Here is a 24,057-nt window from a genome sequence, read left to right on the forward strand (position 1 = left end):
TAGCTAGTTCTCATTAAAAATTATTCTTTTTCAAAATACTTTTTAAGTGCTACTAATAAGCCTGCTAAAGAGAAGCCTGATAAACCTAACCAAAGTCCTTGTTTTGTTTCGTCTCCAGTTTTTGGAATTAAATCTGAATCTCTATAAGCTGAGTCTTCTCTAGTTTCTTCTGGACTGCTTACTTGATCATTTGTTTCTTCGTTTACAGGGTCTTTAGTTGGTTCTTCTCTTTCAGGTGTTCCTGGTTCAAATGGTTTTTCTTCACCTGGTTTACCTGGCTCTTCTGTACCTGGAGTTCCTGGTTCTTCATTTCCTGGAGTTATTGGCCTAATTGGATTAGGGCTCCAAGGTATTATTGGCCTATCATCTCCTGGTCTTGGATATTCAGGTCTGTCTGGTCTGTCAGGTCTTCCTGGTATCGGTGGATAATATGGATCTTCTGGATCCTTTGGATCTGGTTTATCTACGCCGCCTGGATTTCCTGGATCTTTTGGATCTTCAGGATCAGTCGGATCTGTTGGATCTGTTGGATCTGTTGGATCTGTCGGATCTACTGGTGGGATTTCGCAGACATTCTTAGTTCCAACTTTTATAATCTTCTTAACTGGTTCCTTGATTATATTTTCTTCCCTAGAAACTTCCTTGCTGTTTTCAATATTTATAGTAGTTTCTTTCTTACCTAGTTCACCTTCTTGAACAACTTCAGTTTTGCCAGCTTCCATTTCTGGATCTTCTATAATTTCAACTTCAAAAGGAATATCGCTTTTAACTTTTACTTCTCCCTCAGTCTTAGATCCATATTCTACAATCTTATTCTTAGGCTCAACTCTTTCTTCTTTGACTTCAAGTTTGCCAGTTTCCTTGTTAAAGGTAACGGTGTATTTTACATATCCTTCAGAGCCTTCTTCGATAACTTTTAATTCTCCAGGTTTTAGTTGTGGATTGTATCTATATTCTGTATCGTGACCAAGTTCAACTTCTCTTTCAACTGGCTTAACACCAATTCTAACTACCCTATCTTCCTTTTCTTCAATAGTTTCAATAGTTTTTGTTGGATCGCCAACTGGTTGGCTATCTTTAATTTCTTGTGTGATAGTAACTTTTTCCTTGCCTATTTTACCTTCTTGTTCAATTTCTTGGAAGCCAGCATCAAGGTTTTCGTCATAAATTATCTTAGTTTCAAAAGGAATTTCCCTTTCAATAGTTTCAGTAACTTCACCTTCAGTTGGTTTTTTACCTACTTTAACAATTCTCTTAACTGGTTCCTTTGTTCTTACAGGGTCGCCTTCTTCTGATTTAACAACCTCTCCATTTTCTATAGTGTGAGTTACTGTCACTTCTTCTTCGCCAGGTTCTCCTTCTTGTACAACAACTGTTTTGCCTGGCTCCAAAGTTTCATCTACAATATATTCTATTTCAAATGGAATAGGCTTGGTCTTCTTAGTTTCGAAAGTTCCAGTAAAGTCATCATCACCAACTAAAATTATTGCTTTCTTAGGTTCTCTAGTTGTCTTAAATTCAGATATTTCTGTAACCTGAGAATTAACTATAGTTATAGTTCTTTCCTTTAGACCATATTCACCTGTTTGTTGAACGCCATCAATTTCATCATACTTCCATTCGCCTTTTTTAAGTGAAGGGTCTTTTCTAACTTCTACTTCAAATGGAATAGTTTCTGTTTCATTGTATTGGCCAGTAGTATTAGAACCAACTTCAATAACTCTAGTTACTGGTTCTTTAGTTGTTTTATATTCTCCAACAACTAAGTCGCCTTTTTCACCGTTAGTATATTTTTGAGTAACAGTTCTTTCTTTAGAACCACTTTCACCTGGTGTAATTTCTTTTATTTCATTTGGTGCAAGATTTGGATTGATTTTTACAATAGTATCAAATGGAATTACTTCCTTGTCAACATACTCAAATTCTCCAGTGAAATCTTCATCGCCAACTTCAATTATTTCTTTTATTGGCTCTTTGGTTCTTTCTGGACCTGTTGTTTTTGTAACCTTAGAGTTTTCTATGGTAATAGTATATTTTTCTTCTCCTGGCTCACCCTTTTGAACAACCTTGTGTTCGCCTTTTTTAAGTTTAGGGTTTACTATCACTTCAACTTCGTAAGGAATCTTGTTGGTGTATTCGTGAGTTCCTTCAGTTGGTTTTTTACCTACTTTAATAATTTTCTTAACTGGCTCTTTTGTAATCTTATAGTCTCCAACTTCGGTGTTTGTAACCTCACTATTTTCAATTGTAATAGTTGTAGTTCTGGTTTTTTCTCCTGGAACACCTTCTTGGGTTACTTTTTGTTCGCCTGGGGCTAGGCTGTCATCAAATTGGATTTCAACTTCAAATGGAACTTCAGCTTTTTCTTCGATTGTGTGAGTTCCCTCAGTTTTTCCTGGACCAACTTTTACAATTCTCTTTTCTGGCTGTTTAGTAATTATTGGTGTACCTTCTTCTGACTTAGTAACTTCGCCATTTACGATAGTGTGAGTTACTGTAGTTTCTTCTTCACCAAGAGAGCCTTCTTGTTCTACTACTACTTGACCTGGTTCTAATGAATTATCAACCTTATATTCTGTTTCAAATTCGATAGCCTTAGTTTTCTTAGTTTCAAGGGTTCCTGTGAAGTCTTTCTTACCAACTCTAATTACGGCATTCACTGGGTCTGTAGTTTCAACTTCTGGTTTTCCAACTATTTCAGAGTTTTTAATAGTCCAAGTTGTCTTTCTTGTTCCTTCAGTTCCAGGTACATCTATAACATATTCGCCTGATTTTAGATTTGGATCGTAAGAAATTTCATACTTAAACGGAATTTTTTCTTCGTGAACAACTTTACCTTCAGTGTTTGCGCCTACTTTAATAATTTTCTTTTGTGGTGCTTTTGTTTCAGTAAATTCTCCTACTTGAGTATTTATAACATTACCATCTTGGATTGTGATAGTTGTAGTTCTAGTTTTTTCTCCAGGTATTCCTTCTTGAGTTACTTTTTGTTCACCTGGTGCTAGGCTGTCGTCAAATTCTATTTCAACTTCATAAGGAACTTCAACTTTTTCTTCAATCTTGTGTTCTCCGTCATTTGTGCCTTCACCAACGTGAATTAGACGTTCTTGAGGTTCTTCTAATATTTTTTCTGTTGTCTTACTTTCATCAATTTGAGAGTCTTTGATAACATAAGTTACTTCTTTAGAACCTAGCTTACCTTCAGTGATAACTTTGATTTCACCTTTTGCAAGCTTAGGATCTTTTTCTACCTTAGTCTCAAAAGGAATTTCTTGAGTTTTTGTATAAGTTCCATCTGTACCTGATGCAACAAATTGTACTTCTGTTTGTTTTGTTCCAGCCTCAACAATATTGCCCTCTTCATCTTCTTCATAATAGTGGGCTGTTACTGGGACATTTAGTAGGGCACCGTCAATGGTCTTGCCTTCTTCAGCATTTGGTACTGTAGCTGTGACTGTGCCTGTCTTTTCATCTATAGTTACATTCCAAACGTTGCCCTTATCATCTGTGTAAGTTGGTGAATCAAGGGTAAACTTGCCTGGTCTTCTATTGTACCTATCTTCTTCGTTTAAGATAACATCTGAAGAAAGCTCATCTCCTTCTTTACCTGCTTTTGCATTGTAACGAGGAGTCATATTTGCCTTTTCTTCTATTACGAAATAGGCATTGACTTCTTCAGTTATATCTTCGCCTGGTTTTTGTTCATCTACATAATGAGCAATTACAGGTACTGTAAGCTTTTCTCCACCATCAAAGTCTTTTGGGGTAACTGGCTGAGCTGTAACTTGACCCGTTTTTTCATCAAGGGTTACAATCCATTTGTTTCCCTTATCATCAGTAGCTATTTTGTTGCCTTCTTCATCAGTTTCTAGAGTGTCTGGAAGAGTAAATCTACTTGGTGGAATTCTCTTTCCATCTTCAGTCCATGTAGCTGGTGATGTTTGCTTATTGAAAGGGAAGTTAACTTGAGCATCATATTCTGGTTTTATATAGGTTGACTCTTGAACAACAAAATGGAACCAGTGAGTATCTGTAGATCCATTTGTATAGGTATATTTTACGGCTACAGCCACAAAGTCTCCTGCCTTGGCTGATGCTGGGGGAGTGATAGTAAATTTAGAAATATCATGTTCGTCAACATCTATCTTCCATTGGTCTTCTGGTGCTTTGCCTTTATTTTCTTTTTCAATAAAATCTAGTATTAACTCTCCGGAAGCTTCTCCCCTGCTTTCTGCACCATTCATATCTGCAGCTGACTTGTCAGTTTCACCAGGATTAGCTGGTGGTACAATTTTAACTTCAAAAGGCTCTTCTGGTTTTACAGCTGATGAAGTTACCTTTGTAGTATCATCACCGTTTCCATCTTCAAACCTTTGGTCATAGTACATAGTGTCGTCAAGGTTAATCTTGAATTCACCTACTATGTTGTAGTGGTCATAGCGAGGGATACCTTGTTTGTCTATTGTTACAGATTGGCCCTTGTGGTTGATGGTTTCAGTACCAGCACCTGTTTCCGTATATGTTCCATAATTATCTCCAGCAATCGATTCAAACTCCGCTTTAGTCCTTGGACGAGCAAAGAATTTTACATCCAAACTTTGAATGTTCTTGTATCCAGCTTTGCTAAAGATAGATTCTTCATTGATTACAGTCTTGCCATTGGCGTCTTTCTTTAGAGCACCCTCTGGCATTTTAACTACAACCATATCATTTTTATCGATATAGGCTTCTGCACCTGGGACAACTTCTCCTGATACCGGATGGTAGACTTGACCTACTAGTCTTTCTCTTGCATTGTCGTCAAGGTTTTCTACCTTTATGCCAGTTTCTATAATTTGACCTTGGACAAATTCTTTTTTGTCATAATCTCCATTTAGGTATATGAGGTCAAGCATATCATTTTCATTTGGCCATGGATTAACTGTAAAGCTATATAAAGCATTACTTCCTTGAGTAGCTCTCAGTCCATTAGGATTATCTTTTGTGTAGTTACCTTCCCAAACCATAGTTGTGTTTGTAATATCTTTATTGTTGATATGCTCTAAATCTTCTATAGTATTAAGAGCACTCAAATTCATTTGGCGTCCGGCAGGAGTAATTTCAAGAACTGTATTAGCCTTATAATTAGGTGCTTTAAATCCATCTCCAAGACTGCCTTCTTCTGGTGATTTTGCAGAAATAGTTACAGGATCTAGTAAATTCTTCAAAAGACCAGAGTTACTAAACCCAAAACTAGTATAGGTTCTTTGACCTTTTTCTTTGTCAAATTCAATCTCAAAACCATATTTAGTTTTCGATTCAGCAGTTGCAGATGGTTCTAAGGTATTGTAGCGATAACCATCTATAAACCTATCCATTTCAGTAGTAGGAGTATATCCGACATATGGACCATTTCCTCTTTCTATTTGGGTATCCTTATAGAATCCTACGTTTCTCTCATCTTTTAAATAGTTCGGATCAGTTGCCATTTGAGGTGCTTTTTGAATTCCAAAATTTGTATCTCCAAACATTTCTAATCCATTGGCTAATATGTTTGCTTTTTGTAGGTTAAAGCTACTAGTATTTAATCTTGGACTAGGTGTGCTAGTAGGTCTATTTATTCTAGGTCTGGATGCCATTGCCCTTCTTCTAGCTGAAGCTTGGGTTCTGTTTATTTCCTTGCTTTCCATTGAAGAATTTTTTGTTTCTTCTACTTCTTTTGCTTCTTTGATAATTGCTTCTTGGTTATTAATTATACTTGGTTGACTTTCATAAGTCTTTTTAGCTTGAGCTGCTTCTGCTTCTCTATTAAAAATACTTATTTCTCTTTCTGAAGTTTTTTCAGCTTCTTCTCTTTGGTCGCTAGGGGTTTGGAATATGGATATGCTTTCTCGTTCTGTGCTTTCAACGATAGCAGTTGGTTCTGCCATGTTTGTTGCGTGAACTGGGCTTGCAGATCCTAGTAGTCCTACTCCTGCTACTAGTGATGCTCCTAATAGAATCTTTTTAATGTATTCATTAGAATAAGGAGCTCTTACTTTGATTTTTTCTTTTGGTATTTGGTTCATTTTTTTACTCCTAACTTTTAAAGTTTTCACTTTATACTTATTATATTCCGTTTAATTATTGTATGCGTATTATAACACTAATGATTCTAATTATAAAGTTTTTTCTATTCTTTCATCAATTTTACACATTAGTGTTTGCAAGGTTTGTAAAGTTATCGTTTTTATTTTAGTCTTGGTTGTTTTATATATTTTTTACTTACGTTTTTAATTTTATTTCTAAAGTGGGATTTGTCATCTTCTTGACAACTAATATTTATTCGCATATAATATAACAAATTACTTAGAACGATTTTAAATTTAAACTGATAGGAGGGAAATTAATGACAAGTTTCGATACTTATGGAAAATTTTTAGAAGACAGGGACATTCGCCCTTCTTCTCAAAGAATTTTAATGTTAAAGTACTTAGAAGAAAATCACATTCATCCTACAGCAGATAAAATTTATATTGATTTATCAAAAAACCTGCCTACGATTTCTAAGGCAACTGTTTATAATAATCTAAAGTTGTTTTTAAACAGGGGAATTATTAAGGAAATTAATTTTGATAATTCTGAAATCCACTACGATATGATTTTAGAAGACCATGCGCATTTTATTTGTAAGGCCTGCGGAAAAATTGAGGACCTGGCTATTAGGGCTTTGGACCTTGATACATCAACACTTGCTGATTGTGCTGTTGATAGCAAGGATATTTATTTAAAGGGCCTGTGTAAGGATTGTTTAGAGGAAGAAAAACTTAAAAAAAATTAGAAGCCTAGGTGCTTCTTTTTTTTGGGAATTTTTTAAAGAGGATTTACAATGAAAAGAGATTTTAATAAGAAGGTTTTAATTGCAATGTCTGGTGGCGTTGATTCTTCTGTTGCTGCCCTTTTAATGGTAAAAGAAGGCTACGAAGTTGCTGGCGTCACCCTTAGACTTTTTGATAAAAAAGACGAATCTAATAAGGCCTGTGGAACAAGTAAGGACCAAGAAGATGCAAAAAAAGTTGCAGCAACCCTTGGCTTTCCCCACTATCTTTTAGACTATCGCGAAGATTTTGTGGACAAGGTTATAAATAAATTTGGAAAAATTTATGAAGAAGGCAGAACTCCAAATCCATGTGTTGAGTGCAACCGCTATATAAAATTTTCAAAGCTCATTGACCTAGCAGACGAACTTGGTTTTGATAAAATTGCAACTGGCCACTACGCAAGAATTGAATACGATGAGACCAAGGACAGGTATCTTTTGAGAAAGTCAGCTGATCCTAGAAAGGACCAAACCTATGTCCTTTACAGCCTAAAACAAGACCAACTTAGTCGTGTTCTCTTTCCAATGGAAGGACTTAGTAAAGACGAGGCCAGAGACCTTGCAGAAGACGGCCACTTAGATGTCGCCCACAAAAAGGACTCGCAAGATATTTGTTTTATTCCTGACGGCGACTACGAAAAGTTCTTAAGAGAAGAGCTTAATATAAATCCAGGTCCAGGAAAATTTGTAGACAAGGATGGAAAAATTCTCGGCGACCACAAGGGCCACACCCACTACACCATTGGCCAAAGAAAGGGCCTAGGAATCGCCCTTGGAAAGCCTGCCTATGTTGTTGCCATTGATCCTAAGAAAAATTTAGTTGTTCTTGGAGAGGAATCAGACCTTTATTCTAGTGAAGCAATTGTATCTGATGTAAACTTTATCTACATGGAAAGTCTTGACGGTCCAATGGATGTCAAAGTAAAAACCAGATATTCCCAATCGGCAACTGACGCAGTTATTTCTCCTCTTGATGATGGCAGGGTAAAAATTTCCTTTAAAGAAAAAGTAAGAGCCATCACCCCAGGCCAGGCAGCAGTTTTCTATTTAGATGATTATGTTGTCGGCGGAGGGACTTTAGAGTCTGCAAAATAAATGTATTTGAAAAATGAGACGAAGTTAAGTATCGTCTCATTTTTTTGATATTAAAAAAACGGGGACGTTCCTTTAGGTTCGTCCCCATTAACAAAAATCTCCATCTTGCCCTTTCCTCTATTATTATATTATAATAAATAAAAGACGAAAACAGCGAGGTGACTAAATGAAAAAAGATGAAGAATTGTTAAGCAAAAAAAGATCAATTGAACTTTGGGACAAAAATATAATCAATAACTTTGAAGTTGGAACATTTAAAGGACTTTGTGACATTCACGCCTATCTTTTCCAAGACATCTTTCCCTTTGCTGGCAAAATCCGAGATGTCAACCTAGCCAAGGGCAACTTTCGCTTTGCCCCAACCTTATTTTTAAAAGACAACTTGAGAATAATTGAAGCTATGCCAGAAGAAAACTTTGATCAAATTGTAGAAAAGTATGTTGAAATGAACATAGCCCATCCCTTTAGAGAAGGCAATGGCAGGGCAACTAGGTTGTGGTTGGACCAAATTTTAAAAGCCAGGCTTGGTCGATGTATTGACTGGGCGAAAGTAAATAAGTATGACTACCTGTCAGCAATGGAAAGGTCGCCTGTAAATTCTTTAGAGCTAAAGCATTTGTTAAAGGCTGCCTTGACAGATGAAATAAAATCTAGACAAGTTTACCTAAGAGGCATTCAACAATCTTACTATTATGAGTCTATGGAAGACTACGATATTAATAACTTATAAAATTTAAACCAAGGATTTTGCCTTGGTTTTTTTGTATTAAGGCTTCGCCAATTAAATAATTTGTTTCTGATCTTAGTTCTTTTTAGTAAATAAAAATATTTGAGCTAGCTCTGCTTCGCCAAATTCAAAAGTCATTGTGACGCTTAGTCTTTCTCATTGATTAAATGAGTTGCCACCTCAGGAGGAGACTAAGGGAGCTGGCAGTCAGATTCTAGCCAATCAGCCTTTCCTACGGTCGGCTTCTTGGGAATCTTTTGCATAAGACCTGTTAGCCAAATCAAAGATTTGGACTAGGGCTTTAATTCTCCCTCATCGCCTCCTCCCGAGACCCTCCTCCCCTTTCACCCTAAACTGTTCCTGCGGAAGGCTGCTTCGCCATTGGCAATAGTTGTTTATGAAAAGAACTTAATTTCTTAACTTACGAGTTGTGGTCAATGTTTTTAATAAATCTAAATTAAGAAAAAATTCTCAATCAAATATCGCTTCCCACATTTCGTCGTAGGTGTAGACTTTTAGGTCTGGGTTTATTTGTACTTTAATTGTTTGTGGTTTTTCGTCTTTGATTTCAAGTGTTTTGTCCCTGCCTAGGTTTTCTAAGGCTTGGGGATTTACTATTATTGGTCCGTTTTTCATTTTCGCCTCCTAGTTTGTAGTCTTAGTTTACTGGAGGCTTGTTAGTTTTTCTTTGGGTCTTTGTTAAGATGAGGTTAAGTTTTTTTTGCAAGTGAATTATGTCAATTGAAAAGGGGACGCACATAAATGGCAGTCAGATTCTAGCCAATCGACTCTCGCCTTGGTGTTAAGATGGTGAAGGGGGACAGACCACAAGGGTCAGTCCCCACGTTGTGTGGAGCGAAGGGAGAATTTTGGACTAGGGCTTCGAATGTCCCCGAAATTTTGAAAAACGTGGACACAGCTAAAGCAATGTCCCCTTTCCCTAAAGGAACGTCCCAAAAATTAAATGTCCCCTTTTCTCTATTCAATTTTTATTTTTTTATTATTGTTCCTGTTTTGCCTTGGAGCCCGGCTGCTGCTTTTTCTAAGGATGTGATTAGGGCTTGTCTGCCTTCTTTAGTTTCTGCAAAGCTAATAGCAGCTTGGACTTTTGGTAGCATTGAGCCTGGAGCGAAGTGGCCTTCTTCTATATAGACCTTGGCTTGATCAATTGTAATTTCATCTAACCATTTTTCGTTTTCCTCACCAAAATTTATGGCGACTTGGTCAACTGCTGTTAAAATTATTAAAGTATCAGCGTCTACAAGTTCTGCAATTTTTGCTGAGGTAAAGTCCTTGTCAATTACTGCTGGAACTCCTATGAGCCTGCCGTCTTCTTCTACAACTGGAATGCCTCCGCCGCCTCCTGCTACAACAATACAATCATTGTCGTAAAGGAGTTTTATGGCGGACTTTTCAACAATATCTACAGGTCTTGGTGATGGAACTACTCGCCTGTAGCCTCTGCCTGCATCTTCTTTAAAGACAAAACCGTCTTTTTCCATGGCCTTGGCTTCTTCTTCACTATAGAAGGACCCAATTGGTTTTGTTGGATTTTCAAAGGCTGGATCTTTTTTATCTACTAGAACTTGGCTGACTATTGTTGCAACCATTTTTTCTAGTTTTCTATTTTTAAGTTCATTCTCTATGGCGTTTTGCAAATGGTAGCCAATGTATCCCTGGCTCATTGCTCCACATTCTGGAAAGGGCATAGCTGGAGTTTTTGCTTCAGATTTTGCTGCTGTATCAAAGCTTAAGTTTATCATTCCAACTTGGGGGCCGTTGCCGTGGGATATTATTATTTTGTTGCCTGCTTCAACTAGGTCAACTATTGATTTTGCAGTTGTCTTTACTGCGTCTTTTTGCTCCTCCGGAGTTGAGCCTAAGGCGTTTCCTCCTAGGGCTAGTACAATTTTCTTCATATATTATTTTCCTCTTCTTATGAATTTAAGGCTCTGTCAACATTTCTAATAAAGTCTTGGGAGTTGGTTACCATTGTTACTGCAGTAACTGTTCCCCTGTCAGAAAGTTTGTTGACGGCAAATTCTTGGATGTCAATTGTGTACATATAAACTGGTCTTACTAGGCCATCAAATTCGTTGTAAGATGGAGTCATATTTCCTGTTGCTATTGTAAATAGTATTGCTGACATCATTATCATTGTCGATGTTTTTCTTGAGTGCTTTCTCATTTCGTTTTGGGCATCGTAGACGTTGTTATAGGTTTCTGGTAGCGAAAGTCTGTCTCTAATTGTGCCTCCCATTACTATTGGCACGTCCATTTCTATACAGGCTTTTACAAAACCGTCTTTAACCATGCCAGATTCTACTAGGGCCTTAGTTGAGCCGTACTTTCTTGCTAGGTTTATTGTGGCATAAAGATTTCTAGTTGTGTTTTGTTCCTTATCAAAAACCTTTTGGCCCCAAGCTGTGTTAAAGATTCCCCTTTCAAGGTCAAAGGCTGCAGTTTCTGTTCCGCAAAAAATCGCTTGGACATAGCCTTCGCGAATTAATCTTTCTAGAGCCAATCTTGAATCCCTGTCTAAGGTAAGAGCTGCTCCAATAACTAAGGTTACATAACCATTGTTTGCTTTTTCGTGTTTTAAAACTTCGTATAAGTTGTCATAGTCAACTGAGTAGGCAGTTTCTCTAGACCTTCCTTCTCTAAAGGCAAAGGTGTTTGCTTCTTCCTCTTCTTCTAAGAAGCCTTTTGTCCAGACGAAAATCCCTTCTGATCCGTCTTCTGTTCTTCCAATGGCAACCTTGTCGCCTTTTTTTAGATTTCTAAATTCAACTATGTCTACAGATTCTTCTCCTTCTTTGTCGTTTACTACACAAACTGTATCCATTCTAGACTGAGTTGCTAGGACCCACTTGCCGTTAATTTTAAAGTATTCTGGAAATACTGAAAGGGCGTGGTAGTTTCTTGGAGAAATTCCATCTTTTTCAACTACTTGAGTTGTAACATTTGGAGCTTTTTTTAAAAATTCTTCTTCAAAGTTTGGATGATGGTATTTTGGCATTTCAAATTTCATTATCTTATTTCTCCTTCCACTGAATTTTTCTTTGCTGGTATATATTCTTTTTCTTCAATTTTATTGGCTGCTTGAAGCTCATTATCTGCTACTTTAATTAAGGCTCTTTCACAGTTTACTACAAAGTCTTGGGCATTAGTTACTATTGGTGTAAAGGCCATATTTTCTCTGGCTGCTGCAATTTTGTTTACTACGTTTTCTGTTATGTCAACTGTGTACATATAAACTGGAGTAATCTTACCGTCTTCTCTCACCCTATAACCTGAGGCCATATTGGCAACTGATGATGAGTGAAGCATGGTTGCAACTGTTATTATTAGTGTGGCCTTGTCTAAGTGTTCTTTAGTTGCTGTTAGACCCTTGTCTATGTCGCCATATACTTCTGGCAGCGGGCCGTCATCACGAACTGATCCACAAAGGACAAAAGGTACGTCCATGTCGTTTAGTGTTTTTATAATTCCGTCTTTTACATGGCCGTCTGCAATAAACTTCTTTATTGAACCAGTAGCCCTAACTTCGTTTAAAAGGTCCAAGTGGTTGTAGTGGCCTAGAGGTACATTTTCTTGGGTGTAAATATTTTGACCAAGGGCAGTATTTAAAAATCCACCTTCAAGGTCGTGGGTACACATGGCATTGCCGCCAAGTAGGCAGTCAATGTAGCCATTTTCTGCTAATTTGTTTAGCGAGTGTCTAGTGTCATAGTCAAAGACAACTGAAGGTCCAAGGACCCAAACTATATAGCCGCCGTTGTCTCTTTCGTATTCCATTAGGTCAAAAAGCTGGTCGTATTTTTCTGAAAATGATGATTCAACTGCACAGCCTTTTTCTGTATAGACAGATGCTGGAAAGCCTTCCTTGTAAAGTAAAATTCCCTGAGATCCATCTCTTTTTTGGCCAAGGACAACTTGGTCTCCAACTTCAAGGTCTCTAAATTCTTTTATTACAACTTCCCCATCTTTTACAACTGCCAGGCAGTTAATTGAGTTGTGATCTGGTAGGTACCACTTGTCTCCCACCTTATAATATGTTGGCATGTGACTGGTTAGATAAAAATCTTCTGGGGCCACTCCCTTAATTTCTACTGCCTCAGTTTTTACATTTGGCATAGTCATGTACTTTTCTTCTTTGAAGTCTGGTGCTTCAAATACAGGTAATTTAAACATATTTCCTCCCCTTTTTATTTTTTTATTACTTGAATTTTTTTATCAAAAGACCCGTGTACTTTTATCAAGTCTTCTGGTCCTGTTTCTATAGTTAAGATAGAAATTTCTGTTAGCAGGTCATCTTCTATAATTTTATTTAATGCTAGACCTGTAGTTTTTTCTGCCAAGGCTTGGGCCACTAAATAATCTTCTAGGTCCTTGTCGTAAGAAAATTCTATATAGGATTTTTTCAAAGACCCTTGGAGGTCTTTTAATTTTATTTGCACAAGCTTTCTTGCATTTTCTTCATTTAATTTGTCTATATAATAAATTAAGTCTAGACTGCGTAAAAAGTCTTTTGGCAAAAGCTCTTCTAATTTTTCTCTGGCTTTTTCTTCTTCTAGGTCTGTACTTAGGCTGAAGATTAAAAAAGCATTTGAAAAGTCTGCGTCTCTACCCTTAGAATCTTTAATTTTTCCGTTTTTTATTATATTTATAATGGTAGAAAAAATATCCTTGTGGGCCTTGTCAATATTTTCAAAGGCTACAACTGAATAAGGATGGATCCTAATATTTTCGCAAAGGGCTCCTCCCATATCAAAACCAACATAGCCTGGCGGGGCTCCTAAAAGTTTTGTCAGCGCCGACTTGTCAGTAAATTCTCCCATATCCATTTTAATTAGAGATGCATCGCCGTCATAAATTTCTCTAGAAACTAGGTCAGAAAAATATGACTTGCCTCCTCCACTTGGGCCTAGAAGCAAAAATGATCCTAGAGGCTTATTCCCTTTAATGACTTTTGCCTTAGACCTAATAAAGGCATCAACTAGGCTATCAACTAGTGGATCCATGGCCACTAATTTTTCTTTTAAATCTTTTCGTAATTTTTCAAAGTAGTCTAAGTTGTAGGCAGTGGTCTTTTGGGGCATGCCTGAAAGAGTTTCAACTATTTCTCTAACTTGGTCAACTGTAACTTGGTTTGCGATTTTATAATAAGGTCCTTGGGTTTCAAGGTCTTTTATTTCCGCCTCTATAGATTTTTTCCCAAGAAGTAAATTGTCTAGTTTTTCATAGTCATCTGCGGCCTTGGCCTTAGCAATTTGTTTGTCTATATCTTCTAGGGCAATTTTTTCTTTTATTAAATCTTCCTGCCTGGTCTTTTCTTTTTTGTAAGCTGATAGTTTTTCTTGATAAAGCTTATTTTTTTCTTCGATGGCCTGGTCTAAATCTTCAAGCCTGTAAGAAGATTTTCCTTCTTCAATTTTTATAAGAGCCTTTTCTGTTTCCAGCTGGGAAATTTGTCTCTTCAAATCGTCAATTTCCTTAGGTGTCTGGTCAGCATACATTCTTAAAAGAGCCGCCGCCTCGTCAATTATGTCTACACAAACGTCTGGAAACTTCCTTTGAGGCAGGTATCTCTTTGCAAGTTTTACAGTTTCAACTAGGGCCTGGTCGGTGATTGTAACCTTGTGGTGGCTTTCGTATTTGGATTTTATCCCTCTGAGAATAGAAAGAGTCGTCTCCTCACTTGGCTCTTCAATTAAAATTTTTTGGAAGCGCCTGTCAAGGGCTGAATCTTTTTCAATGTATTTTTTATATTCGTCAATGGTTGTAGCCCCAATGGTTAAAATTTCTCCCCTAGCAAGCATGGGCTTTAAAATATTTGCCGTATCCATGGTCCCAGATGAAGACCCTGAACCAATAATGTTATGGATTTCATCTACAAAGAGAATGATTTTTCCATTAGAGTCTTTTATTATGTCTAGGACTTCTTGGAGTCTCTCTTCAAAGTCGCCCCTGTACTTGGCTCCTGCAACTAAGGCAGTCATATCTAGGGAAAAGACGATTTTGTTTTGTAAAAGGTCTGGCAGGTCTTTCTTTACAATTCTTTGAACCAAGCCTTCGACTATGGCAGTCTTTCCAACTCCTGCTTCGCCAATTAAAATTGGATTGTTCTTGAGCCTACGAGACAAAATTCTAATTAGGGAATTTAACTCTCTGTCCCTGCCAATAACTGGATCGAGTTTTCCTTCTAAGGCTTCTTTTGTAAGATTTCTGCCGTACTTAGAAAGTTTAGAAAGCGAATCTTTTGAAACTCCTTCTATTAAATCTTTAGTGTAACGATCCATAAGGGCTTCTTCAAAGACTTCGTAGTTTAGGCCATACTTGCCTGCAATTTTACTGGCCTGGTCATCTCCCTTTAAAATCCCTAAGAGAATGTGGCTAGAAGAAACTTTTGAGGCGTACATGGTCCTAGAAATTTCCCCAGAACTTAAAATCATTTTTTGATAGGCCTTAGACAGATAAAGTTTAGTGACTCCCTTAGGCGACTTTAATTTTTTTATAGCCTGGTCAAGGTCGTCTTTAATTAGCTTTAGAGGCAGACCTAAGTCTAAAAGAATTTTAAAAACTTTAGTTCCTTCATCGTCTAAAATCGAATAGAGTATATGCAAATTTGTCAGTTCTAAATTTTCGTTTTTTATAGCCAGGTCTTGGCCTGTTTTTATAAGAAAAGCAGCTTCCTGGGTATAAGTTGTGGTATCCATAATCCTCCTTTAGGCTAGAAGTAAATAGATAAAGTGGGCAGCAACTCCTCCACAAAATCCACCAATGGTGTGAGATAAAATTGCCTTGCCTGTCATTTCTTTGGTGTCAAGGGCATCCATCATTGCAATATGAGTCGAAAGATAACCTGACCAACACATACAAATTGAAGTAAAAACTGCAATGTCATTGCCAAGGGCCTTGCCAGATTTTACCATTTCAGAAACTACAGCTATGGCTGCTCCTGATGAGCCAAGGGCAGTTATAGGAACGGCAATGGCCTCAGCTGATGTAAAACCAAAAAGTGGTTTGATTATAAAAGAAATTTTTTCACCAAGCAGGGGCAAAAGGGCAACACCTTGGTTGGCAGAACCGTCATAGAGGCCGTTAGCTCCATGGCCATTAGTTAGCATAATAACCAAAGTACAAATTAAAAGTACACCTGGAATAATTGAAAGGCCCATGTCTACTCCAACCTTACCTCCGTCTAAAAGCGATTGGATAAACCTAGAGCCGTAAGATCCTTCTCTAACCTTTCTCTTGCCCTCTGGAATAATATCCCCTTCTGTCACTTCAACCATTTCAAGTTCGCCATAATAGGCCTTGGTAGAAAGTAACATCAGTCTAACTGAAACAATTGAGCCGACAATGGCACCAAGTAAACCAACTAAGGCTGCCTTCGGCGCATCAGCTAGGGGTAGGCCAACCATAGTTGTACAGACAATAAGTCCCATGCCAAAGGAAGTTCCAAGGTTAGTTAAAGCTGGCAATTGATACTTTTTAAAATACCTTCTAAAGTTTGAGTCGTGGGCCAGGGCTAAAATCGATGGGTTGTCTGACATAAAACAATTTAAAATTCCCAGAGACGCAGCCCCTGGCAGGTCGTAAATCGGCTTCATAACAACAGAAAGTCCCTTGTTAATAAAGGCGATAACTCCAAATTCTGAAAAAAGTCCTGAAATCCCACCAGCAATTACACAAACTGCCATTAAATAAAAGCAGACGTCCATTAAAAGTTTGTAGGCAGTTAACATAATGGTGTTTATCATATTAGATCCGCCCATAACAGATCCCATATAAATAAAAAATCCTAAAAACAAGGCCAGAAAAATAAAAACTTCTAGGCCAACTTCGTTTTTGTAAAAAACTTTTTCTTTCCTATCCATAAGCATCCTCTTTTTAAGTAAAAATTTTTAAAATTAAATTATCAAACAATTTAAAAGAAAGCCTGGCAGATCCAAGCAAACTTTTAAAGTTCCTATGTAAAAGGCCGACAAAATTATCTATCGGCCTAAAATTATTTATCTTAGAATAAGGTTGCATACATAACAGCTTTAATTGTATGCATTCTGTTTTCAGCCTCATCAAAAACCTTAGATTGTTTTGATTCAAAAACTTCGTCAGTAACTTCAAGACCAACTAGGCCAAATTCTTTGGCAATATCTTGGCCAACTGTAGTCTTGTCATCGTGGAAAGATGGTAGACAGTGTAGGAAAATAGCTTGTTCATCAGCTTTTTTCATTACGTCGGCGTTAACTTGGTAGTCCTTTAGAAGTTTAATTCTTTCAGCCCAAATTTCTTTTGGTTCGCCCATTGAAACCCAAATATCAGTGTAGATAACATTGGCGCCTGTAACAGCTTCAGAAACCTTGTCAGTAACTTTTACAGTTGAGAAGTTTTCTTTGGAAATTTCTGTGGCGATTTTTACAATTTCTTCGTCAGTTTGTAACTCTTTTGGAGCACAAGCTGTGTAGTTAACTCCCATTTTTGCACAGGCAACCATTAGAGAGTTGGCCATATTATTTCTAGCATCGCCCATGTAAACAAAGTTTAGGCCCTTTAAATAACCAAAATGTTCTTCAATAGTTAAAAGGTCAGCTAGCATTTGAGTTGGATGCCATTCATCAGTAAGGCCATTCCAAACTGGAACGCCAGCGTATTCAGCTAGTTCTTCAACAGTTGTTTGTTTAAAGCCCCTGTATTCAATTCCATCAAACATTCTGCCTAGAACTCTAGCAGTGTCTGCAATTGATTCCTTGTGGCCCATTTGAGAACCAGTTGGGTCTAGATAAGTAACTCCCATACCTAGGTCCTTGGCGCCAACTTCAAAGGCACATCTAGTTCTAGTTGAAGTCTTTTCAAAAATTAGAGCAACGTTTTTTCCTTCTAGGTATCTGTGTGGAACTCCTGCTCTTTTCATGTCCTTAAAGTTTTTAGATAGATCTAGTAGGTATCTAATTTCTTCGCTAGAAAAATCTAGTAGCTTTAAAAAATGTTTTCCTCTTAAATTTAAACTCATTGTCTTCGTCTCCTTTATAATTATTTAACATGTACAATTACTATAATCTTAACATAAACCTTTTCCCAACAAGGGACAAAATCGAGTGAAAATTTTGTATTTAATGGATTTAAGCTTTAACTTTCAAAATTTTTTTCATATAATATTATATGAAGAAAGATTAGATCTAGAAATTTAGAAAGGCAAAATTATGGCTTTAAAACAAGTTGAAATTCAAAATCCCTACAAGGCCAAGGTCAGCGAAAGAGACCTAATAACCTTAGACCTACAAACAGATTTTTCTCCAACTAGGCCCCTACTTCACAAGGAGTCTAGGTTTTTATATGTCCTTTCTGGCCAGGCAAAAATTAAAATCCAAAATAAAATCTACACCATGGAAGAAGGCGATCTACTTGCCCTTAATCCTTGGCAGATTTCAGAAATAATTGAAGTCGATGACCACATTAGCTATTATCTACTGATTTACAAGTACGAACTATTTAACTATCAAATTAAAAATCACATAAACCTAAATAGCGAAGACTTTCCTTTTTTAGAAACCCTTTATAGGATCAACAAGGTCCAAGTTCCTCAGTCCTTGAGATCTGAGATTTTAAATATCTTCCAAAGTCTTAGAGATGAAGTTGGCCTTTGTTCCTTAGATGTAAACTTAAGCAAGAAAAATTATTCTGACATCTTTGTCTTTGCAAAAATATCAGAGCTTCTAGTTTATTTTTTAAGACTTTCTGAAAGGTCTGAAGAAGAGTTTGAAGAAGACGAATTTTTTAGCGAGCAGATTTTATCTTATATGTTTTTAAATTTAAAAGAGGACTTGTCACTTGCTAGGCTGTCAAAGATTTTTTATATGTCTGAATCGGCAATTTCAACTTATATAAAATCTCTAACTGGCATGGGCTTTTATGAGCTGATCCAGTCTATGAAGATTTTAAAAATCGAATTTCTCCTAGTCTACACCAACTTGACTTTAGAAGAAATTGCTTCACTATTAAACTTTACAGACGGAGCCCAAGTGTCCAAGGTCTTTCAAACCCACACAGGGGTTCAGGCCAACAAGTTTCGCAAGGCCAACCAGGCCTACACAAAGTTTTTAAATACAAAATTGGACCAAAGGGCAGTAAAAATTTTAGAATACATTTACGACAACTACGAAGGTGATTTGGACATCCTAGAAGTGTCAGAACTTTTTGATACCAGTCCTCAAAATATAAACAAGATTTTAAAATACTATGTAGAAGAAAACTTCTCTAGCCTGCTTTCAACTCTAAGAATAAAAAAAGCCTGCCAACTACTAACAGACACAGACATTCCTGTTGGTGAAATCGCCCTGCGAGTAGGCTTTAACAACCAGAAAACTTTCCTGCGAAACTTCCAAAGACAGACCACAATGACCCCGTCAGACTTTAGAAGCTTCGCCAAGGGTAAGGAAAAATAAATTTTTTGTTCAGGGGACATTCGAAGCCCTAGTCCAAATCTCTGATTTGGTTACAGGTCTCGTGCCAAGAATTCCCAAGAGACCGACCGAAAGGGAAGGTCGATTGGTTAGAATTCGACGGCCTATTCAGGTGTGTCCCCCTTGCAGTTAAGTCGGGGACAGGCCACAAGGGACAGTCCCCTTACGTTTTAGCTGTGTCCCCCTTTGCAACAAATCAAAAAAACCAAGACTGGCATTTTCGCTAATCTTGGTTTTTTATTTGTATGAAATTTTTATTTCTCTTGGAAAGTTTTCTAGGTCCATTTTCACTAGGGCCTTCCTTATTTTTTCTTCTGTCTCTTCATCGCCATCAAAAGCAATTTTTGGATAGGCTCTTAGACAAGCCTTATAAGTTTCTTCTCCTTGGGCAATTTTTTCTGCCAGGTCCTTGCAAGTCAGTCCACACATTTTGCAGCCCTTATAGTCTTTAAAGGCAAGAGCTGGGTAGACTTTTTCTTCTACTAGGTCTGCTAGTTTTTCTATGTCATCAAAAGTTTTAAAGGCCTTAAGGCCCTTGTAGTCTTCTATCTCATCTGCAATTTTTCCAGATATGGCAAAGGTGGTCTTTTTTAGTCTCTTGTCTAAGTTTTCAAGACTTGACCCTGTTGTGATTTTTGGAAGATCATAGGCCCTGCCACCTTCTACAATTAAAAAGTCATAGTCGTAGCTGTCAATAAGGTCAGCAAGTTCTAGTCTCTCAGGATAAATTAAAGCTGTTTCTCCCTTGGACCAGGCTGTTACAACTTTTGCTCCAGCCCTTCTGTGCTTAAAGGTGTTTTTCCCTTCAGTGTCTATGGTAAAACCAAATTCTGGATGGTGGTGGTTTCCGTCACAGGCTCCTGTTAAATGACCTTGACAGCCTCTGCCACAGCCAATTGATTTTACTGTTCCAACTGTATAGTCTCTTTTTGTCAATTCTTTTGTAAGCTCAACTACTAAAGTTGTCTTGCCAGACTTAGAAACTCCTGTTACAGAAAAGGCCTTCATGTGTTTATTTTTTTGTCTCATCTACTAACTCCTTGTCTGCTTCTCTAAGTTTTTCCTTGTAGGTCTTTGTTGAAATAAAGGCTGACAGTTTTAAAAGGCCAACCATTGGCAGGCCTATTAGGCACTGGGAAATTACATCTGGTGGCGTAATAATTGCTGCCAAAATAAAAATCAAAATAATTAAGTGCTTGTCATAGCTAGTAAAAAAGCTTGGTGTCAAAATCCCTAGCTTGGTGCCAATGTAGGCAAAGGATGGAATATTAAAAACCACGCCCATAGCTAACATCAAGGTCAAGATAAAGGATATATAAGATTTTACAGAAATCATCGGCGCAACTTGGTCAATGGCAATTCTGGTAAAAAATTGTAGGGATATTGGCACAACAACCTTGTAGGCAAAAATCACTCCTACAAGAAAAAATCCAAAGCCTAGACCTAAAGCTATTTTTACCATTTTCTTTTCATTGTCATAAAGGCCCTTGGCTACAAAGGCCCAAAGATGGTAGATAGTCAGTGGCAAGCAGATTCCAATTGCTAGAACTAGGGCTATGTGAATGTAGACGTTCATAATTTCTGACGGTTCTACAAAAATCAGGTGCATCTTAGGATTTAATTCCATAAGCTTTTCTAGGATCTTTCCTGAGCGTGAAAATGCCAGTAGCATCACAATTAAATGAGCTACTGACACTATAGTAAGTCTTTTTCTTAATTCGTCTAAGTGGCCAATGATTGGCATGTCTTTATCTGAATTCAAAAATCTAACCTCTAGTCTTATTTGTCATTGTTTTGAGCTTGGTCAATTTTTTCTGAAACCTGACCATCAGTTTTTTCTTCTTTTGTTATGGCTGGTTGGTTTAAAGTTTCTTCTAGGTCTTCTTGGCCTTTTTTAAATTCCTTGACTGCTTGGCCCATTGACTTTGCAAGCTCTGGTAATTTTTTTGGTCCAAATACTATTAAGACTATTACTAGTATTATGGCTAATTCGCCTATTCCTAATCTTCCCATTTATCTTCCTTCTTTCTATAAAAATTATTGGTACTCTTTACTTTCAACTTCTAAATATTCACAAAGACTTTTTGCATACTTCTCGCTCATTTCATCTGTGGAATAAATACACTTGCCGCCGTTTGAAGCCTCAACTACTTTTATGTCTTGGTAGTTTTCGTCTGCTTCCATGGCCTTTAAGGCTCTTTCAATTTCTTCTTCCTTATAGGAATAAGGAGGCTCATAAAGGGCAGTAAATTGTAAGGGCCTTGGATAAATTTTACAATCTCTTCTGGCCCTAGTTGCTATTGCCTTGTTAATATCTTTCTCTTCTAATATTACAGCAGTGTCTGCATATTGTCCAGTCCACAAGAGAATATCATAATAGTAAACATCCTTGGCAGTTTCTATTAGATCAAGATTGTCAAGGTCTTCATAATCGTCAATGTTTGTAAGAATCTCTTCAACTTCTTCTGACCTTAAGCCTTGAGGAGGATTTTTTATAAGATCAGATTTTTTTCCAAGCTTTTCTTTTAAATTTTTTCCTCTTATATATTCGTATAGGATTTCTGCCTGAGACCTTTCTCTTTCGTATTCTTTTGCCACCTTGTCCATAGCAGTTTCAAAGGCTGCTATTGTTTTTAAATCTAAGTTGTGCATTAGCTCAGCTGCTTCCTTCTCATCAAGGTCTGTATTTTCTTCTATATATTTTTTTATTTCAGCTTCCTCTTCAGCTCTGGTCTGAGGAAGATTTTTTTCTTGGTCAAAATTTTTTGTCACTTAATCACCTAAAAATTTAGCGGGCACATTTGGCCCGCCTATATTTCTTATGCTGGTAGCAGATTTTTTGAAGCTAAATCGTCAGCAACATCTCCTAGGCCAAACTTTTCTAAAGTCGCCCTAGTTGGTGCTCCTGTAACTTCGTCCCAGCCCATTTCTCTGTAAATCATAGTTAGAGCTGTTTGCATATCTGCCCTGTCCATTTTAATAGTTCCTTCTTCAAAGGCCTTAAAGTCAGGATCCATATCATAAACCCAATCGTTAAAGGCATCGTGTTCATTTCTCATATCAACTGTGTTTAGACCTAAAACTGTTGTAGCCCTAAGAAGTTGCAAACCTCTTTCTGCTGCAAAGTCTAAGTCTTCCATTGACCATTCGTCTCCAGTAATGGCTGTCATATATTGGGCTTCTACTGTAAGGTCACCCTTGTAGCCTCTTTCTGGAAGTGGAGATAAAGTCATTGGCCATACCCAGTTACAAAGAGTAAAGGAGTCGTGTAGCCACTGACGAACAACACCGAATTTTGCAAATTTTGCCTTAGACTCGTTCATTGGAGTGTAGTTTTTAACCTTGTCTAAACATCCCTTGCCAAAGTAGCCTTCAATTATTGGATTAAGTACGTCATAAGGAAGGCCTGATCCCCAAATATTTACAATTGTGTGAGTCATACAGTCTCTGTTGTAGAAAATATTTGTTAGGGCTCCAACTTGGGCAGCACATTCGTTGCCGTGGTGTTTGGACCAACCAAGAGGTGAAATTACTGAAACTTCTTTGGCGTTTAGGTAGTCGTCTCCTAAGATGTCCTTGTATCTTTCGTTTACAAAGTAGGCGCCTTCACCTAGGTGGGCAATTTCTCCACGCTTTTCTGCTATTCTAGTTTGAATGTCTCTAATAAAGCCTGGGTCTCCTGCTTCATATAGGTCCCATCTTAGGTCGTCGTATTCTTCTTTTGGTAAAATTTGTTCCAAAATATTGTGGTCTATAAAATATTTAATTGTGTTTGGAAGTTCTCCGTAGTTTTCCCAAAGTCCAAGCTCGTCAGCAGTTGTTAAGGCTGCGTAATTGGCTAAGAAAGTTCCGTCTCCTTCTTCCATATAGTCCTTTGGTTTATTTAAAATTTTTGCGTATTCAAAGTTAGGCATACAGGTGTTAGCGCCAACTGGTAGGTAGCCTTCTTCTTCCATAAATGGAACTTCAACTACTCCGTAGCACCTAACTGGACAAGATGTACATCCGCCCATTTTTACTGTATATTTTTCTGAAACCGGTCCAAAGTCCTTGTAGGCCTTTTGGCACCTGTAACCAAATTTATTTAATTCCCCTGGAGGTGCATCTCCTGTATCAACTGGGCCGCCGTCAGCTGCTCCCCAAGTTAGGCCTGGTCTTCCTGTCCAACGAGAGTTAGGATCGTGGTATTCTGCCCAAGGTCTTTCTGTTGATGGAACAACGTGATTGTTGTTAGATCCCATTAGGTCTTTCATTACATAGTTATTTAGTTCTAAAATCTTTTTGCCATCGGCGACTTTTACTCCACCTGTTCCATAAATTGAAATGGCCTTTAAGTTTTTAGAACCCATAACTGCGCCAGTTCCTCCACCACCTGAGTGGGCTGTTGCATTTAGCATACAAGATAGGTTGACTAGATTTTCTCCAGCTACTCCTATGGCAGTTGTGTTGTATTCCTTGCCGATTTTATCTGCTATACGTTTGGTTGTTTCCCTAGTCGATTGGCCCCAAAGGTCTGAGGCGTCTTCTATAGAAACTTCGTCGTCTCTTATTTTTATAAAGACTGGCTTGTCAGCTTTTCCTTCTACAATTATTGTGTCATAGCCAGCCATTTTCATCATGTAGGCCATTTCTCCACCCATGTGGGCGTGGATAATGTTGTGGCCCTTGGTAAATGTAGAAAGTGAAGTGATTGTAATTCTACCTGAACATGGAGCTGAGGTACCTGTGTTTGGTCCAACTGAATAAATTAATTTGTTGGCTTCGTCATAAGGTTTTGTGCCTACTGGAACTTCTTCATACATTATTCTAGTTCCTACTCCAGCTCCTCCTATATAGTCTTTGTATTTTAAAGAATCTTCAACTGTAGATTCTCCTGTTGTTAGGTTTATCCTAAGTTGTTTGCCTGTAAATCCTAAAGTCATAAAATCCTC

At 37.5% G+C, this 24,057-nt stretch carries 17 protein-coding genes; 4 read left to right on the forward strand and 13 right to left on the reverse strand.

The annotated features are described in order from the left end of the window. Positions 1-20: 20 nt before the first annotated feature. Entirely contained in the window at positions 21-6,047 is a 6,027-nt protein-coding gene (locus BN2667_RS07390; RefSeq protein ID WP_054252689.1) for a G5 domain-containing protein, read from the reverse strand. A 320-nt stretch (positions 6,048-6,367) separates the two neighbouring features. Here BN2667_RS07390 and BN2667_RS07395 point away from each other — a divergent pair, with 320 nt between their 5' ends. The 3 genes from BN2667_RS07395 (at position 6,368) to fic (ending at position 8,663) form a co-directional block, all read left to right on the forward strand. After that, positions 6,368-6,799: a Fur family transcriptional regulator gene (locus BN2667_RS07395; RefSeq protein ID WP_054252690.1), complete on the forward strand. Its 432-nt coding sequence runs from the start codon at positions 6,368-6,370 to the stop codon at positions 6,797-6,799. A gap of 48 nt (positions 6,800-6,847) precedes the next feature. Continuing rightward, positions 6,848-7,933 carry a tRNA 2-thiouridine(34) synthase MnmA gene (mnmA, locus tag BN2667_RS07400; protein WP_054252691.1) on the forward strand — a complete coding sequence of 362 codons (1,086 nt, stop codon included), beginning with the start codon at positions 6,848-6,850 and terminating at the stop codon, positions 7,931-7,933. Positions 7,934-8,099: 166 nt separating this feature from the next. Continuing rightward, positions 8,100-8,663, forward strand: coding sequence for a protein adenylyltransferase Fic (gene fic, locus BN2667_RS07405; RefSeq protein ID WP_054252692.1), 564 nt, complete (start codon positions 8,100-8,102; stop codon positions 8,661-8,663). A 468-nt stretch (positions 8,664-9,131) separates the two neighbouring features. Here fic and BN2667_RS09375 read toward each other — a convergent pair whose 3' ends face one another. From BN2667_RS09375 to argF, 7 genes are all read right to left on the reverse strand, one after another. Then, positions 9,132-9,296 carry a hypothetical protein gene (locus tag BN2667_RS09375; protein ID WP_156191370.1) on the reverse strand — a complete coding sequence of 55 codons (165 nt, stop codon included), beginning with the start codon at positions 9,294-9,296 and terminating at the stop codon, positions 9,132-9,134. 353 nt (positions 9,297-9,649) lie between these two features. Continuing rightward, entirely contained in the window at positions 9,650-10,579 is a 930-nt protein-coding gene (gene arcC, locus BN2667_RS07410; protein WP_054252693.1) for a carbamate kinase, read from the reverse strand. A 17-nt stretch (positions 10,580-10,596) separates the two neighbouring features. Beyond that, a complete protein-coding gene (locus tag BN2667_RS07415) occupies positions 10,597-11,691 on the reverse strand; it encodes a putative NPN-dependent ornithine cyclodeaminase (RefSeq protein ID WP_054252694.1) in 1,095 nt (364 codons plus the stop codon). Next, positions 11,691-12,854, reverse strand: coding sequence for an ornithine cyclodeaminase family domain (locus BN2667_RS07420; protein WP_054252695.1), 1,164 nt, complete (start codon positions 12,852-12,854; stop codon positions 11,691-11,693). The genes BN2667_RS07415 and BN2667_RS07420 overlap by 1 nt, the downstream gene beginning before the upstream one ends. 14 nt (positions 12,855-12,868) lie before the next feature. Beyond that, positions 12,869-15,379, reverse strand: a complete 2,511-nt coding sequence (locus BN2667_RS07425) for an AAA family ATPase (protein ID WP_054252696.1) — start codon at positions 15,377-15,379, stop codon at positions 12,869-12,871. Between the two features lie 9 nt (positions 15,380-15,388). Continuing rightward, entirely contained in the window at positions 15,389-16,543 is a 1,155-nt protein-coding gene (locus tag BN2667_RS07430; protein ID WP_054252697.1) for a CD0519/CD1768 family membrane protein, read from the reverse strand. Between the two features lie 140 nt (positions 16,544-16,683). Beyond that, complete coding sequence (gene argF / locus BN2667_RS07435) at positions 16,684-17,676, reverse strand: ornithine carbamoyltransferase (RefSeq protein ID WP_054252698.1); 993 nt, start codon at positions 17,674-17,676, stop codon at positions 16,684-16,686. A 190-nt stretch (positions 17,677-17,866) separates the two neighbouring features. On the opposite strand from argF, the gene BN2667_RS07440 reads away from it, so the two are divergent. After that, positions 17,867-19,108, forward strand: coding sequence for an AraC family transcriptional regulator (locus tag BN2667_RS07440; RefSeq protein WP_054252699.1), 1,242 nt, complete (start codon positions 17,867-17,869; stop codon positions 19,106-19,108). A gap of 255 nt (positions 19,109-19,363) precedes the next feature. Here the strand turns inward: BN2667_RS07440 and BN2667_RS07445 are convergent, their stop codons facing one another. From BN2667_RS07445 to BN2667_RS07465, 5 genes are read right to left on the reverse strand one after another with little or no spacing between them, the layout of a single operon-like run. Next, positions 19,364-20,155, reverse strand: a complete 792-nt coding sequence (locus tag BN2667_RS07445; protein WP_054252700.1) for a molybdopterin-guanine dinucleotide biosynthesis protein B — start codon at positions 20,153-20,155, stop codon at positions 19,364-19,366. After that, a complete protein-coding gene (gene tatC / locus BN2667_RS07450; protein WP_082380227.1) occupies positions 20,139-20,888 on the reverse strand; it encodes a twin-arginine translocase subunit TatC in 750 nt (249 codons plus the stop codon). The genes BN2667_RS07445 and tatC overlap by 17 nt, the downstream gene beginning before the upstream one ends. A gap of 17 nt (positions 20,889-20,905) precedes the next feature. After that, positions 20,906-21,139 (reverse strand): Sec-independent protein translocase subunit TatA/TatB, encoded by a 234-nt coding sequence (locus BN2667_RS07455; RefSeq protein ID WP_054252701.1) that lies wholly within the window; start codon positions 21,137-21,139, stop codon positions 20,906-20,908. Positions 21,140-21,163: 24 nt separating this feature from the next. After that, positions 21,164-21,898 carry a hypothetical protein gene (locus BN2667_RS07460; protein ID WP_054252702.1) on the reverse strand — a complete coding sequence of 245 codons (735 nt, stop codon included), beginning with the start codon at positions 21,896-21,898 and terminating at the stop codon, positions 21,164-21,166. A gap of 47 nt (positions 21,899-21,945) precedes the next feature. After that, complete coding sequence (locus tag BN2667_RS07465) at positions 21,946-24,048, reverse strand: aldehyde ferredoxin oxidoreductase (protein ID WP_054252703.1); 2,103 nt, start codon at positions 24,046-24,048, stop codon at positions 21,946-21,948. Positions 24,049-24,057: the final 9 nt, after the last annotated feature.

It is taken from the genome of Neofamilia massiliensis (genome assembly GCF_001299475.1).
Classification (GTDB): Bacteria; Bacillota; Clostridia; order Tissierellales; family Peptoniphilaceae; genus Neofamilia; species Neofamilia massiliensis.